The 15,149-nt window shown below is 67.0% G+C and carries 14 protein-coding genes; 11 read left to right on the top strand and 3 right to left on the bottom strand.

Features of this window, described 5'->3' with window-relative positions:
- Window positions 1–8: 8 nt before the first annotated feature.
- From ACPPVQ_RS14245 to rpsO, 3 genes are all read left to right on the top strand, one after another.
- Window positions 9–788: a VOC family protein gene (locus ACPPVQ_RS14245; protein ID WP_426515753.1), complete on the top strand. Its 780-nt coding sequence runs from the start codon at window positions 9–11 to the stop codon at window positions 786–788.
- A complete protein-coding gene (locus ACPPVQ_RS14240) occupies window positions 788–1,558 on the top strand; it encodes a hypothetical protein (RefSeq protein WP_426515752.1) in 771 nt (256 codons plus the stop codon). The genes ACPPVQ_RS14245 and ACPPVQ_RS14240 overlap by 1 nt, the downstream gene beginning before the upstream one ends.
- Before the next feature lie 131 nt (window positions 1,559–1,689).
- Complete coding sequence (gene rpsO / locus ACPPVQ_RS14235) at window positions 1,690–1,959, top strand: 30S ribosomal protein S15 (RefSeq protein WP_163290947.1); 270 nt, start codon at window positions 1,690–1,692, stop codon at window positions 1,957–1,959.
- A gap of 141 nt (window positions 1,960–2,100) precedes the next feature.
- Here rpsO and ACPPVQ_RS14230 read toward each other — a convergent pair whose 3' ends face one another.
- The gene (locus tag ACPPVQ_RS14230) at window positions 2,101–2,502 is read right to left on the bottom strand and encodes a VOC family protein (RefSeq protein WP_426515751.1); all 402 of its coding nucleotides are present in this window, start codon (window positions 2,500–2,502) and stop codon (window positions 2,101–2,103) included.
- Window positions 2,503–2,505: 3 nt separating this feature from the next.
- Complete coding sequence (locus tag ACPPVQ_RS14225; protein WP_426515750.1) at window positions 2,506–3,735, bottom strand: low temperature requirement protein A; 1,230 nt, start codon at window positions 3,733–3,735, stop codon at window positions 2,506–2,508.
- Window positions 3,736–3,881: 146 nt separating this feature from the next.
- Between ACPPVQ_RS14225 and ACPPVQ_RS14220 the strand changes: the two genes are divergently transcribed.
- From ACPPVQ_RS14220 to ACPPVQ_RS14200, 5 genes are all read left to right on the top strand, one after another.
- The gene (locus ACPPVQ_RS14220; protein ID WP_426515749.1) at window positions 3,882–5,231 is read left to right on the top strand and encodes a DUF222 domain-containing protein; all 1,350 of its coding nucleotides are present in this window, start codon (window positions 3,882–3,884) and stop codon (window positions 5,229–5,231) included.
- Window positions 5,232–5,421: 190 nt separating this feature from the next.
- Window positions 5,422–5,874 carry a VanZ family protein gene (locus ACPPVQ_RS14215; RefSeq protein ID WP_426515748.1) on the top strand — a complete coding sequence of 151 codons (453 nt, stop codon included), beginning with the start codon at window positions 5,422–5,424 and terminating at the stop codon, window positions 5,872–5,874.
- A gap of 62 nt (window positions 5,875–5,936) precedes the next feature.
- Entirely contained in the window at window positions 5,937–7,121 is a 1,185-nt protein-coding gene (locus ACPPVQ_RS14210; protein ID WP_426515747.1) for an LLM class flavin-dependent oxidoreductase, read from the top strand.
- 11 nt (window positions 7,122–7,132) lie between these two features.
- On the top strand, window positions 7,133–7,762 hold the full coding sequence (locus ACPPVQ_RS14205) for an FMN reductase (protein WP_426521276.1): 630 nt from the start codon (window positions 7,133–7,135) through the stop codon (window positions 7,760–7,762).
- A 398-nt stretch (window positions 7,763–8,160) separates the two neighbouring features.
- A complete protein-coding gene (locus tag ACPPVQ_RS14200) occupies window positions 8,161–10,464 on the top strand; it encodes a polyribonucleotide nucleotidyltransferase (protein WP_426515746.1) in 2,304 nt (767 codons plus the stop codon).
- Between the two features lie 210 nt (window positions 10,465–10,674).
- On the opposite strand, the gene ACPPVQ_RS14195 is transcribed toward ACPPVQ_RS14200, so the two are convergent.
- On the bottom strand, window positions 10,675–11,142 hold the full coding sequence (locus ACPPVQ_RS14195; RefSeq protein ID WP_426515745.1) for an Lrp/AsnC family transcriptional regulator: 468 nt from the start codon (window positions 11,140–11,142) through the stop codon (window positions 10,675–10,677).
- Between the two features lie 182 nt (window positions 11,143–11,324).
- On the opposite strand from ACPPVQ_RS14195, the gene pdhA reads away from it, so the two are divergent.
- The 3 genes from pdhA to ACPPVQ_RS14180 are packed head-to-tail and all read left to right on the top strand — an operon-like array spanning window position 11,325 to window position 15,125.
- The gene (gene pdhA / locus ACPPVQ_RS14190) at window positions 11,325–12,590 is read left to right on the top strand and encodes a pyruvate dehydrogenase (acetyl-transferring) E1 component subunit alpha (RefSeq protein ID WP_426515744.1); all 1,266 of its coding nucleotides are present in this window, start codon (window positions 11,325–11,327) and stop codon (window positions 12,588–12,590) included.
- Window positions 12,587–13,597: an alpha-ketoacid dehydrogenase subunit beta gene (locus ACPPVQ_RS14185; protein ID WP_426515743.1), complete on the top strand. Its 1,011-nt coding sequence runs from the start codon at window positions 12,587–12,589 to the stop codon at window positions 13,595–13,597. The genes pdhA and ACPPVQ_RS14185 overlap by 4 nt, the downstream gene beginning before the upstream one ends.
- A 7-nt stretch (window positions 13,598–13,604) precedes the next feature.
- Complete coding sequence (locus ACPPVQ_RS14180; RefSeq protein WP_426521274.1) at window positions 13,605–15,125, top strand: 2-oxo acid dehydrogenase subunit E2; 1,521 nt, start codon at window positions 13,605–13,607, stop codon at window positions 15,123–15,125.
- Window positions 15,126–15,149 lie beyond the last annotated feature (24 nt).

Genomic DNA, 15,149 nt, shown 5'->3' with positions numbered 1-15,149 from the left:
TGTGTGCCATGCCGGTCATCGACACATTTCCCGCAGGGACCCCGGTGTGGGTCGATCTGCAGAGTCCCGACCCGGAAGGGGCGGTCGCGTTCTACCGCGACCTGTTCGGCTGGGAGGTCGTGCCTCCCACCGCGGAGATGGGCGGGTACTCCGTTGCCAGCATCGGCGGAACGCCGGTGACCGCGATCGGGCCGCTGCCCCCGATGATCGCTGAAGCCGGAGGGCGATCGACCTGGACCACCTATTTCGTGGTCGACGACATCGGACGCGCTGCCTCGGCCGCGACCGACGAGGGTGGTCAGGTGCTCGTTCCTCCCGGCGAACTGGCACGGGGGGTCTACCTGGCGATCGTCTCCGATCCGACCGGTGCGGTGTTCGGGCTGTGGCAGCAGGAGAAGGGCACACCCTGGCTGCGCAATGAGCCCGGAGCCGTCGACTGGCTGGAACTGGTCGCCGAAGGCTATGAGGAGTCGCTCTCGTTCTACGAGAACGTGTTGACGGTGGGTGTCAGCCAGATGCCGTTGAACGAGGGTGTCTACACGCTGTTCGACGTCGGCGATGCGAACGTGGCCGGAGCGATGGCGCCGGTGTCGCCGGAGACGCCGAGCCACTGGCTCGCCTACTTCCAGGTCGTCGACCTCGATGCCTCGCTCGAGCGTGTCCTCGGCCTCGGAGGTGCGACGCTCTCGCTGCCGATGTCGGCATCCGGAGTGGGGCGCTGGGCGGTCGTCACGGACCCCTTCGGTGGCGCGTTCGCGTTGCTCGAGCCAGAAAGGGAGGCCGCCTGATGGCGACCCGCCGGCAGCAGCATGCCGCGGAGACCCAGCCGTTGCCCAGCGACCCGGTGCCCAGCGACTCCGAGATGACAGGTCTGCCGGAACCATCCGACGAGGACGACACCATCGTGCTCGACACGGTCGTCGACGTCGTCCTGGTCGAGGCCGACCGCGCCGACCTGGACGAGACCGCTGTGCTCGATGAGGCGATGCTGGAGATGGCGGATGCGCGGCCCTGGGAGTTCACGCCTACCCAGCTGGTCAACGACCCGCTCCTCGCCGCCGACGACGAGATCGTCGCAGACCTCGGCCACAAACTGCGGTGGGCCGCCTTCCTGTACGGACTGATCGGTATCGCCCTCGCCTGGACGGTGGCGGCCCAGCTGACGATCGGGCTCGGGCCCGGTCTCGGCGCCTACGCGTGGGCGGCAGGCGCGACCATCGCCATCCTCGCCATCGGCATCTGGTATTTCGCGCACGTCGCAGACGCGTACCGGGATGCCGACGCTTACCGCGCGTCGCGGAGCGCGTACACATTGAAGCGCCTCGACCGGGGACGCGTGATCCTCCTCACGGAAGAGCTCGGCCGCTGGATCGCGGTGGCGCTGGGCGGATTCCTGCTGGTCGTCGGCGTCGTGACCGCGCTGCTCTTCCTCGTCAATCCGCAGGCGGGTGCACGCCTGATCCCTCTTGCGACCGTGCCCATCATCGCCGCCTACGTCTTCGGTTTCATCGCCCTCACGTACCGGCTGGTCGACCGGGCGCGGGACGCCGTCGCCTGACGCACGACGCCGTGCTGCCCGGGCATGCGGGTCTGGTAAACTAGGTCGGTTGCCGTCTGACGGCCGCGGATAAAGAGAGCCCAGGCATTCTGCCCCGGGCACCGCGCAACGAGAGAAAGGGGATCCCATCTATGGCACTTGAAGCCGATGTCAAGAAGGCGATCATCGAAGAGTACGCGACCCACCCCGGTGACACCGGATCCCCCGAGGTTCAGGTTGCGATCCTGACCAAGCGGATCAAGGACCTCACCGAGCACCTCAAGGAGCACAAGCACGACCACCACTCGCGTCGTGGCCTGCTCCTCCTGGTCGGGCAGCGTCGCCGTCTGCTGGGCTACCTCGCAGACATCGACATCAACCGTTACCGCTCGCTGATCGAGCGTCTCGGCCTCCGTCGATAACTTCGCTGACCACGCGAACTTCTTGCGAACGGGCCGTCACCTCCGGGTGGCGGCCCGTTCGTCGTCTGTGCTGTTCGTCGTCTGTGCCGGTCGGGTGCCTGTGCCGGTCGGATGCCGTGCCGTTCGGAACCGCTGCGCCCGCTACTCGACGTGCCCGGGATCCATCCACATTGCTTCCCACATGTTGCCATCCGGGTCCTGGAAGCTCCGGCTGTACATGAAGCCGAGGTCCTGCGGCTCATTGGTCTGGAGCCCGCCCGACGTCAGCGCCTTGTCGGCGATCGCATCCACCTCCTCCTTGCTGTCCCGCGACAGCGCGTTGATCGCTGCGACGCTCGTCGAGGTGTCGGCAATGGTCTTCGGGCTGAAGGTCTCGAAGTACGGCTTGGTGACGATCATCGCGAAGATGGTGTCGCTGATGACGATGCAGGCTGCCTTGTCGTCGGTGAACTGCTGGTTGATGCCGAACCCGAGGGCCGAGTAGAACGCTTTCGCCCTCTCGAGGTCGGTGACGGGGAGGTTGACGAAGATCATCGTTGGCATGGTTCAGCTCTCTTCCGTGGTCAGTTTTCGTGACGCTCTGTAGGAACGATCCACGATAGTCACGGCGGTCAGGGCGGCCGCAACCCCTGCGATTCCGACCACGGTTCCCTCCAGCCCGATGACCGGGGAGGCCAGCGGGAGCAGGAGGACGGCGGCCGTGGCGACCACGATCGCGACGGGGCGGATGACGAGCTGGTCCACCAGCGGCGCATGCAGCACCCAGAGCATCACCAGGAAGACGGCGACGGGGATGGCGACGGCGTAACCGACCACCGCATCCGGAGTTTCGATCCGGCCGGCGCCGCGCTCGACCGCGACCTCGAGTCCTGCGCCGAGGGCTGCGAGTGAGGCGAACACGAAGTAGTGTCCATAGCCCCAGAAGAAGGAGAGCCCCCGGTGCGCTTCGAGTCCGGCGCCGGCCGGCTCGAGGAAGTACAGCCACCACAGTGCGAAGAGCAGGATGAGACTGGATGCGGCGATCGTCACGAGCGGCACCGTGAGGCCGCTGTGGTCGATTCCCTGCTGCACCCCGAGCGTCGCCGCGGCGACCGACTCGCCCAGCACGATGATCGTGAACAGCCCGTACCGCTCGGCGATGTGATGCGGATGCCAGGCCGTCATCCCGGTGCGCTCAGCCCAGAGCGGCACGGAGAGGTCGGCCGCGGCGAGCACGAGGAAGCTCCACAGACCCGCTTCGGGAGGTAGGGTCAGGCGCGCGACCCAGCCGACCTGGACGAGCGAGATTCCGACCGCGTACCTCAGGGCGGTGGTGCGGCCATCCGGATGCTCGACAGCGGCCCGGACCCATTGGCTCACCTGCGCGATGCGCATGATCACGTAGCCGATCGTGATGGCTGTGAATTTCTGGGCGTCGAACCCGGACGGGACACCAGCGGCCAGCACGAGCACGCCGCCCATCTGCACCAGCGTCAGCAGGCGGTAAGGCACATCGTCCGTGTCGTATGCCGACGCGAACCAGGTGAAGTTCATCCAGGCCCACCAGATCGCGAAGAAGACCATCAGGTAGGGCCCGACGCCTGCGACGGCCTCGCCGCGGGCGATGTACTGAGCGAGCTGGGATGCGACCTGGGCGATCGCGACCACGAACGTGAGATCGAAGAGCAGCTCGAGCGGGCTGGAGACGCGGTTCTCCTCGGCCGGCGCGCGTCCGGTCATCCGCAACCGGATGCCGGGGAAACGCGGGACCCGTGCGGGGTCGGTGGGCGTCGTCATGGAGACAGACTAGGGCGTGGGGTGTCTCAGGTGGTGGCGGTGCATCCGGCCGTCCTCTCCTCCACAGGAGGGGGTCGGCGACGAGTTATCCACAGCTTAAGTGCTGGTCAGCAGTGAATATCGGTGGTGCGTGCTTGGATAGAAGCATGACGGAAGACCGACCAGGCGCACCAGATCCGGGTGCAGCTATCGCAGACCTGCTGCGCGATCTGGTGGGCGATCCGTCGGCGTTGACCGAGACCGAACTGCGTCGCAGGCTGGTGACCGCCGCCTCACTCGGGCGGCGGATCGACGCGGTGAAAGCGACTCTGGCCGCAGAGGCGGCCGCGCGCTCACGCCGGCACGACGGCCATGGAGGCTGGGCCGCACGAGAGGGGCACCGCAACGCGGAGTCGCTGGTGCGCGACATCTGCGGTTCGAGCTACCGCGAAGCCGCCGCGCTCGTTCGCGTCGGCGAATTGATGACCTCGCCTGCAGGCCTCGGCCCGGTGGCCGACGGTGTCCGTGAGGGTCGCATCGATGTCGATGCGGCCGACGGAATCGTCCGGGCGCTCGCGCCGGTCGCCGAGAAGGCAGACACCGTGGCGTTCGTCTCGGCTGCCGAGACTCTTGCCCGCGAGTCCGAGTCGTCGCACGCCGATGCTGTGACGCGGATGGCGAAATCCGTTCGCGACACGCTGGACAGGGCAGGCGTGGCCGACCGCGAACAGCAGCTGCGCGACAAGCGCTTCCTGACCATCGGCCCGGAGATCGACGGGTTGCGGCGTCTGTCCGGCATTCTCGATCCCGAGTCTGCGGCGATCGTCATCTCTGCGGTCGACGCGGTGACCGCGCCTCGCCGCGGCGGCCCGAGGTTCGTCGACCCGGAACAGCAGGCACGGGCTCGAGCGATCGTCGACGATGACCGCACGCACGGTCAGCTTGTACTCGATTCGGTCGTCGAGATGATCCGCATCGCTGGAGAGTCTGACCCGGGTCGTCTCTTCGGCACGACGCGGCCGGCCGTGAGGGTCACGATCTCGCTGGATGACCTGCGCGCCGAGGTCTGGGGTGGGGGCGATGGTGCTGCACACGTCGAGTCGTCGGCTGAGCCGCTGAGCGCAGCGACCGCGCGGCGATATCTCTGCGACACCGGCGTGCTGCCGATCGTCTTCGGAGGGCGCAGCGAGATCCTCGACGTGGGCCGCACCGAGCGCTGCTTCACGCGATCTCAGCGGGTGGCCCTGGCGGCTCGCGATGGCGGGTGTCGCTGGCCGGGCTGCGAGCGCCCGCCATCGTGGACGGAAGCACATCACATCGATCCGTGGTCCGCCGGAGGCCGCACCGATCTGGCTGATGGCATCCTCCTCTGCCGACATCACCACATGCTCTTGCATAACAACGGCTGGTCGGTGGTCCGAAGCCGGGGCCCTGGTGAATTCGACCTCGTCCCGCCGCACGACATCGACCCGCTGAAACCTGCCAGACCGATGCCCGCGCGAAGACGCCGGACGTGACGCACCACGATCGACCGGTACACCCATCAGGTTTCGCAGTCCGGGAGGGTCGTGCCCGTAACGTCGCGCTCAGAGCCTCGCGCTCCCGCTACGATGCTGACGTGCCCGCACCAGGATCGTTCGACGCTGCCGAAAAGGTTCTGTCGCCCGACCGCGCCTCATGCTCGTCGCTGCGACCTGTTCCCCTCGCATGACGGCCCCGCACCTCCCGCGGCACACGGTCCTGGTCGCCGGAACGATCGCCTACGTGGCCTTCGTCGGCTGGGTGACGCTGACCCCGCAGCCGGCGGCCCCCGACCCGAACAGTTTCGAGCAGCAGCTCATCCGCTTCATCCTGTCCATCCCGCCATTCGAATGGCTCGGCTATTCGGCGCTCGAGTTCACCGCGAACATCGGGATGTTCATCCCGGTCGGCGTGCTCCTGGCGCTGCTGCTGCCGCCCCGGCAGTGGTGGGTGGCCGTGCTGATCGGTTTCGGAATGACCGTGACCATCGAGACGGCACAGCTGTTCATCCCCGGCCGCTTCAGCGACATCCGCGACATCGTCGCCAACACGGCCGGTACGGCTATCGGAGTGGCCATCGTGCGTGTGATCCGGGCGGCGCAGTCGTCTCGCGCAGCGCCCAGCGCAATCCGGGAATAGAACCCGGAGCCTGATGGTTTGAACCGATATCCATGCAAACGCATTGAATTGGAGCAGGCAGAATGCAGTTCGGAATCTTCACCGTCGGCGACGTGACAACGGACCCGACCACCGGCCAGACGCCCACGGAACACGAGCGCATCAAGGCCATGCTGACCATCGCCCAGAAGGCGGAAGAGGTCGGCCTCGACGTCTTCGCCCAGGGCGAGCACCACAACCCGCCGTTCGTTCCGTCCAGCCCGACCACGATGCTCGGCTACATCGCGGCGAAGACCGACAGGATCATCCTGTCGACTTCCACGACCCTGATCACCACGAACGACCCGGTGAAGATCGCGGAAGATTTCGCGATGCTGCAGCACGTGGCCGACGGCCGAGTGGATGTGATGATGGGCCGCGGCAATACGGGCCCGGTCTACCCGTGGTTCGGCAAAGACATTCGCCAGGGCATCAACCTGGCACTCGAGAACTACAACCTGGTGCACCGTCTGTGGCGTGAGGACTTCGTGGACTGGGAAGGCCAGTTCCGCACCCCGTTGCAGGGTTTCCAGTCGACGCCGCGCCCGCTCGACGGTGTTGCTCCGTTCGTCTGGCACGGAAGCATCCGCAGCCCCGAGATCGCGGAGCAGGCGGCATACTACGGCGACGGGTTCTTCGCGAACAACATCTTCTGGCCGAAGGAGCACTACATGCGCCTGATCCAGCTGTACCGTCAGCGCTTCGAACACTACGGCCACGGCACAGCCGACCAGGCGATCGTCGGCCTCGGTGGCCAGGTGTTCATGCGCAAGAACTCGCAGGATGCCGTGCGCGAGTTCCGGCCGTACTTCGACAACGCGCCGGTCTACGGACACGGTCCGTCCCTCGAGGAGTTCACGGAGCAGACGCCGCTCACGGTCGGCAGCCCGCAGGAAGTCATCGACCGCACGCTGACGTTCCGCGACTCCTTCGGCGACTACCAGCGCCAGCTGTTCCTGATGGACCACGCCGGCCTGCCGCTGAAGACGGTGCTGGAGCAGCTCGACATCCTGGGCGAAGAGGTGGTGCCGGTGCTCCGCAAGGAGTTCGACGCCCTGCGGCCCGCGCACGTGCCCGACGGACCGACGCATGAGTCGCTCGTCGCAGCACGCGATGCTGCGGAGCTCGCCGAAGACCTCGCGGTCGCCGAGACGACCGTGACCGAGACCGGGACTGCGTCGGCGACCGAGACCGTGACAGAGACCGAGCCTGTGGAGGTGGAGCGGTGACTGAAAACGCGATGACCGAGCGCACGATCGCAGTGATTTCTGCTGGACTGAGCCAGCCGTCATCCACGCGCCTGCTCGCCGACCGTCTGGCGGACGCAACGGTCAGCCGGCTTGCCGAGCAGGGCATCCACACGAAGCTTGAAGTGGTCGAGCTCCGCGACATCGCCAAGGACGTGACCAACAACCTGCTTGCAGGCTTCCCGAGCCCGTCGCTCGCCGACGTGATCGAGAAGGTCACCAGGGCCGACGGGCTGATCGCCGTCACGCCGATCTTCACCACCAGCTACAGCGGACTGTTCAAGTCGTTCTTCGACGTGATCGACCCGACCGCGCTCGAGGGGATGCCCGTGGTGCTGGGCGCGACCGGCGGCACGGAGCGGCATTCGCTCGCACTCGAGTACGCGATGCGCCCGATGTTCACCTACCTGCACACGACGGTCGTGCCCACGTCCGTCTATGCCGCATCGGCGGACTGGGGCAGCGGAGCCGACACGGTGAAGGCGCTTCCCGACCGCGTCGAGCGCGCGGCAGGCGAGTTCGCGAAGCTGGTCGCGGCATCCGACCGGTCGAGCATGATCAAAGACCCGTTCGACCTCGAAGGCGACTTCAGCTCGATGATCGGTGGATTCCAGGCCGAGTAGCGCAGGCTGGGTGCGGCGCCTGTGCGTCGCACCCAGCCTCCCTGCACCCGCACCTGCTAGGATTCTCGCGGTTGACGTGGATATTTTCCCGTCGCCGACAACTGAAGACAGAGCACCAACGGAGCAGGCTGGCAGGAAGCTGGTCCTCGGTGGTGGTATCCGGATGCGACCCGAACGTCCCACGCAGCCGTGTATTTCTACTGATGGCCAGACGCGCGCCCACCGAGCGGTCCACGTCGAGAGACGTCCGACCGGGTGGGAGGCCGCACGTACACGTAGACACGCGTGTCGATCTGCCTGTTCCCCCTGCTCCGATGTACGAGACGCCGCCCATACGGGGTCGCGCCTCGCCGCCCATACGGGGCGGTCAGTAGTACTGAACAAAGGAGAAAGACCTCTTGGAAGGTCCAGAAATCAAATTCGCCGAAGCTGTTCTCGACAACGGACGTTTCGGCACGCGCACGGTCCGCTTCGAAGCAGGCCGTCTCGCCCAGCAGGCGCAGGGCGCCGTCGCGGCGTACCTCGACGAGGAGACCATGCTGCTCAGCGCGACCAGCGCGAGCAAGCACCCCAAGGACAACTTCGACTTCTTCCCGCTGACGGTGGATGTCGAAGAGCGTTCTTATGCAGCAGGCAAGATCCCCGGTTCGTTCTTCCGTCGTGAAGGCCGTCCGTCCACCGAAGCGATCCTGGTCTGCCGTCTGATCGACCGTCCGCTGCGCCCGTCGTTCGTCGACGGCCTCCGCAACGAGGTCCAGATCGTCATCACCGTGCTGAGCATCGCACCGGACGAGTTCTACGATGCGCTCGCGATCAACGCGGCCTCCATGTCCACCCAGATCTCCGGCCTGCCGTTCAGCGGCCCGATCGGTGCTGTGCGCCTGGCGCTCATCCCCGGCAACGGTGCTGCTGAAGACCAGTGGATCGCGTTCCCGAAGGCTGCACAGCTCGAGGAGGCCGTCTTCGACATCGTCGTCGCCGGTCGCGTGATCACCGCTGCCGACGGTTCGGAAGATGTCGCCATCATGATGGTGGAAGCCGAAGCGACCGAGGGCAGCTGGAACCTCATCCAGGGCGGCGCAACCAAGCCGAACGAAGAGGTCGTGGCCCAGGGCCTCGAGGCTGCGAAGCCGTTCCTCAAGCAGCTGGTGGGCGCACAGAACGTGCTCGCCCAGCAGGCTGCGAAGGCCATCGCCGAGTACCCGGTGTTCCTGCCGTACTCGCAGGAGACGTACGACAACGTCGCCGGCCTCGCCTACGACGAGCTGGTGAACATCTACCAGATCGCCGACAAGATCGAGCGCCAGAACGCCGACGACGCCCTCAAGGACCGCGTGAAGGTTGCGCTGACCGAGAAGGTCGAAGCCGGAGTGCTCGACGCCGAGGTGCTGTCGCAGTTCTCTGCGGCGTACAAGTCGGTGTCGAAGGTGGTCATGCGTGGTCGCGTCCTGCGTGAGGGCATCCGTATCGACGGCCGTGGCCTGACCGACATCCGGCCGCTCGACGCCGAGGTGCAGGTCATCCCACGTGTTCACGGTTCGGCGATCTTCCAGCGCGGCGAGACCCAGATCCTGGGCGTCACCACGCTGAACATGCTCAAGATGGAGCAGCAGATCGACTCGCTCTCGCCGGTGACGAAGAAGCGTTACCTGCACCACTACAACTTCCCGCCGTACTCGACCGGTGAGACCGGCCGTGTCGGTTCGCCGAAGCGTCGCGAGATCGGGCACGGCTTCCTCGCCGAGCGCGCACTCGTGCCGGTGCTGCCGAGCCGCGAGGAGTTCCCGTACGCGATCCGCCAGGTGTCTGAGGCTCTCAGCTCCAACGGTTCGACGTCCATGGGCTCGGTCTGCGCCTCGACCCTGTCGCTGCTCAACGCCGGTGTGCCGCTGCGCGCCCCGGTCGCCGGCATCGCGATGGGTCTCATCTCCGACACCGTCGACGGTGAGACCCGCTACGCGGCTCTGACCGACATCCTCGGTGCAGAAGACGCTCTCGGCGACATGGACTTCAAGGTCGCGGGTACCAGCGAGTTCGTCACGGCCATCCAGCTGGACACGAAGCTCGACGGCATCCCCTCCGCGGTTCTCGCCGGCGCGCTGAAGCAGGCGAAGGATGCTCGTACGACCATCCTCAGTGTGCTCAACGCGGCGATCGACCAGCCGGACGAGATGGCCCCGACCGCGCCGCGCGTGATCTCGGTTCAGATCCCCGTCGACAAGATCGGTGAGCTGATCGGCCCGAAGGGCAAGACGATCAACGCGATCCAGGATGAGACCGGAGCCGACATCTCGATCGAGGAGGACGGCACCGTCTACATCGGCGCTGTCGACGGCGCTTCGGCCGAGGCGGCTCGTGCCCAGGTGAACGCGATCGCGAACCCCACCAACCCGGAGGTCGGCGAGCAGTTCCTCGGAACCGTCGTCAAGATCGCCGCGTTCGGTGCGTTCGTCTCGCTGCTGCCCGGCAAGGACGGCCTGCTGCACATCTCTGAGGTGCGCAAGCTCGCGGGCGGCAAGCGCGTCGAGAACGTCGAAGACGTGCTCGGTGTCGGCCAGAAGATCCTGGTCGAGATCACCAAGATCGACGACCGCGGAAAGCTGTCGCTCGCTCCGGTGCTCGCCGACGAGGCTGACGCGAAGACCGCGACCGACGCTCCGGCGGCTCCCGCCGAGGGCGAGGACGCGGACGTGATCGCGTAGCGACCCGCTCGAGAGTGGATGCCCGTCCCGGTTCGCCGGGGCGGGCATCCGTCGTTAACGCACGTGTGATGCGATCGTTCGTGTGATGCGATCGTTCGTGTGATGCGATCGGTCGCCAATCTATTGGCAACCGATCAAGCGCGACTCGGGTTTGCGGCAACCGATCAAGCGCGACCCGGGTTTTGCGGCAACCGATCACGCCTACCCGCGTCAGCGCAGGCGCTGCTCGAGGAGGGGGCGGAGGCGGTACGGGATCAGCTCGCCCATGTCGAGAGCCGTCTCGGTGCGTTCTACGCCGTCGCACGCCAGGATCGCGCCGTTGATGCGGAACAGGTCCTCGGCGTCGAGGCACACGCAGCGGACCAGCAGGTCGCTCGGCCCGCTGAGGCCGTGCGCCTGGATGATCTCGGGTATGCCGGCCAGGGATTGCACGATGCGCGCGAGTTTCTGCTGCTGCACGTGCACGGTGATGAACGCGGTGAGGGGGTAGCCCGCAGCGGCCGGATCGATGCGCCGGTCGAAGGCGAGGAACACCCCGGAGCGCTCGAGTTGCACCATCCGTGCCTGCACCGTGTTGCGGCTCAACCCGAGCTCGTCGGCGAGCGAGACGTAGGTCGCGCGCGGTTCGCGACTGAGTGCGAGAAGAAGCTGGAGATCGGTACTGTCAAGGGTGCGCATAGTGCGAAATCTAGCAGGTCGCGACACGCCAGAATAGTGCATCCTGCCCAGTCAGCGTGTTGCTGGTTGTGCTGTGTGAGCGCGAAGCGTACCGTCAGAGGTACTTTCGGCAAGGACGCCGAGGGCCGGTCTGCGCGCCACGAGCGCCACGACCGGGCGAAGAGCAAAGGCTGCGTGCACCCATGTCAACCGAGAACGTTTCCGCTGGCACCGTTTCCGTCGACGAACGGACCGAGTCCCCTTCTCCCGCCGAGCGTATGGACGACATCCATCTCGGCGAACTCCATCTGGGCGACATCGACACCGTTCAGCTCCTGACTCCCGACGGCTCCCGTCTCTCCGACCCGCGGTACGACTCCTGGGTCGCCGACGTCGGCGATGAGCAGCTGCTCGCGCTGTACGAGGACATGGTGGTCATCCGCCGCATCGACACCGAGGCGACCGCCCTGCAGCGGCAGGGCGAGCTGGGCCTGTGGCCACCGCTGCTCGGCCAGGAGGCCGCACAGGTCGGGTCGGGCAGGGCTCTCCGTCGCGATGATTTCGTCTTCTCCAGCTACCGCGAGAACGGTGTCGCCTACTGCCGCGGCGCTGACCTCACCGACCTCGTGCGTGTGTGGCGCGGAACGACGGCATCGGGATGGGACCCGTACGCGATCAACATGGCGACGCCGCAGGTCATCATCGGTGCCCAGACGCTGCATGCGACCGGGTATGCGATCGGCATCCAGAACGACGGGTCGGATGCTGTCGCGGTCGCCTACTTCGGCGACGGCGCGACCAGCGAGGGCGACGTGAACGAAGCACTCATCTTCGCAGCGACCTATTCGGCCCCCGTGATCTTCTTCTGCCAGAACAACCAATGGGCGATCTCCGAACCGGTGGCGCTGCAAGCGCAGCGGCCCGTGGCCGAGCGCGCACCCGGGTTCGGCATCCCGAGCGTGCGGGTCGACGGCAACGATGTTCTCGCCGTCATGGCCGTCACCCGCCTGGCGCTCGACCGGGCTCGCGGAGGCGGCGGACCGACGTTCATCGAGGCGGTCACCTACCGCATGGGGCCGCACACGACGGCCGACGACCCGACGCGCTACCGCGACGCATCCGAAGTCGAGGCATGGCGTTCCAAAGACCCGATCGCCCGTCTCGCCGCGTACCTGTCGGCGCGTGGCCTCCTGCCGGACGAGCGTTCGGAGGCCGTGTCGGCGAAGGCGGATGCGGTGGCCGCCGAACTGCGCGCCGGCTGCATCGCGCTTCGCGACCCAGAACCGATGGCCGTGTTCGACCATGTTTACACCGGCGCGCACACCGGGCTGTCCCGTCAGCGGGACCATTACAGCCGGTACCTGCGCACGTTCGTCGGCGAAGACACCACCCCGAGCACCGCGCTCGACCAGCACGACAGACTCGACCGGCACAACGGACTCGACCAGCAGGACAAGAGGGCATCATGACAACCTTGACGATGGCGAAAGCGATCAACGCCGGCCTCCGGCGGTCGCTCGCCGGTGACGACAAAGTCGTCCTGCTCGGTGAAGACATCGGAAAGCTCGGCGGTGTGTACCGGGTGACCGATGGGCTGCAGTCGGAGTTCGGTGCCCGTCGGGTCATGGACACCCCGCTCGCCGAGTCGGGCATCCTCGGCACGGCGGTCGGTCTCGCCTATCGGGGGTTCCGGCCGGTGTGCGAGATCCAGTTCGACGGTTTCATCTATCCGGCGTTCGACCAGATCGTGAGCCAGGTGGCCCGGATGCACTACCGCACGCGCGGCGCGGTGAAGATGCCGATCACGATCCGCGTTCCGTTCGCCGGTGGTATCGGTGCCGCCGAACACCACTCGGACTCTCCTGAGGCGTACTTCGCCCACGCGGCCGGACTGCGCGTCGTCAGCGTGGCCGACCCGCAGGATGCGTACACGATGATCCAGCAGGCGATCGCGTGCGATGACCCTGTGCTCTATTTCGAGCCGAAGCGCCGGTACCACGTCAAGGGCGAGGTCGATGAGCTGACACCGCTCGATGATGCGCGCCCGATGGGGACGGCGAAGATCGTCATGCCGGGAACCGACGTGACGCTCGTCTCGTACGGCCCGCTCGTTCAGACCGCGAAGGATGCTGCTTTCGCGGCATCCGACGAGGGCGTCTCGGTCGAGGTGATCGATCTGCGTTCGCTCGCGCCGGTGGACTTCGACACCGTCGTGGCCTCCGTGCGCAAGACGGGGCGCCTCGTCGTGACCCACGAGGCGGCCCAGTCCGGCGGACTCGGCGCCGAAGTGTCCGCGAGCATCACGGAGCGCTGCTTCTACTACCTGGAGCACGCGCCGGTGCGGGTGACCGGCCACGACATCCCTTATCCGCCGGCGAAGCTGGAGCAGTACCACGTGCCTGATCTCGACCGGATCCTCGATGGGGTCGACCGCGTGATGGACCGGCCGAACTCCTTGTCCGGTGTGGAGGACTGACGTGAGTGTGATCAAGGATTTCGCGCTGCCAGACCTCGGTGAGGGTCTCACAGAGTCGGAGCTGGTCGAGTGGCATGTCGCCGTGGGCGACACGGTGAAGCTGAACCAGATCATCGCGGATGTCGAGACGGCGAAAGCGCTCGTCGAGCTGCCGGCACCGTGGTCCGGTGTCATCTCCCGCCTGTACGTAAAACCGGGTGTGACGATCAACGTGGGGGAGAGGATCGTCGCGTTCGAGGTGGAAGGCGACCCGGGCGACGGTGCTCGGCTGGACGGACCGGGCGCGGCAACGGATTCTTCGGGTGAATCCGCGGCCGCTGTGCCGGACGTTCCCGAACCCAACCTGGTCGGATACGGCGCGCGCGCGGACTCCGCAGGGCGCCCCGCCCGACGTGTGCGGCCCGGCCTCGCGACGCGTCAGGAACCGGATGCCGTGGTGGCTGCGACTGCTCCGGCGCGGACGTCCACGCGGGCTTCGGCTCCCGCGCAGGCTTCGGCTCCCGTGCAGGCTTCGGCGCAGGATACAGCGCAGGCTCCCGCGCAGGCTTCAACGCAGGCTCCCGCGCAGGCTACGACGCAGGCTTCGGCGCGGGCTACGGCGCAGACCGCCGACGAGGGTGCCACGAGCACCGCGACGCTCGAGCGACCCCGAGCAACGCCGCCTGTGCGCAAGCTGGCCCGCGAGCTCGGCGTCGACCTGGCCGAGGTTCCGGCGACCGGTGATCGCGGACTGGTGACGCGCCACGACGTCGAGCAGTTCTCTGCCGGCGGGAGAACACCCGCGGGCACAGAGGTGCCGGAGACGCGACTGGTGCAGGGCGCACGGGAGCGCGAAACGCGCATCCCGATCCGCGGCGTGCGCAAGCACACGGCGGAGGCGATGGTCCAGAGCGCGTTCACCGCGCCGCACGCGACCGTCTTCCTGACGGTCGACGTGACCGAGACGATGGCACTGCTGGAACGATTGAAGTCAGACCGCGCCCTCTATGGCGTACGGATGACGTTCCTGGCGGTCGTGGCGAAAGCGATGTGCATCGCTGCCATGCGCACCCCGTCGATCAATTCGCGCTGGGATGCCGAAGCGAACGAGATCGTGGAGTTCGGCTATGTGAACCTCGGGATCGCAGCCGCGACACCGCGCGGCCTGCTCGTGCCGACCATCCCGGATGCCGACCGGCTGACCCTGGTGGACCTCGCCAGGGCGCTGACCGACCTCGTCGCCATCGCGCGCGAAGGCCGCACGCCGCCCGAACGGCTGACCGGCGGAACGATCTCCGTGTCGAACGTCGGCGTGTTCGGTGTCGACACCGGGACGCCCATCCTGAACCCGGGGGAGGCGGCCATCCTCGCTCTCGGCGCTGTCCGCCGCCAGCCGTGGGAACATGACGGGGGCATCGCACTCCGCGATGTCGTGACCCTGAGCGTGTCGTTCGACCACCGCCTGGTCGACGGGGAGCAGGGATCCCGGTTCATCACCGATGTCGGCCGTATCCTGCGCGACCCGGGTTCCGTCCTGACGATGGTCTGACGCCAACGCGCACGGGGCCGGTCG

The sequence above is a fragment of the Leifsonia sp. McL0618 genome (assembly GCF_049994905.1).
Classification (GTDB): Bacteria; Actinomycetota; Actinomycetes; order Actinomycetales; family Microbacteriaceae; genus Diaminobutyricibacter.
The sequence above is the reverse complement of the archived record's forward strand: the minus strand, read 5'-3'. Positions and strand labels throughout refer to the sequence as shown.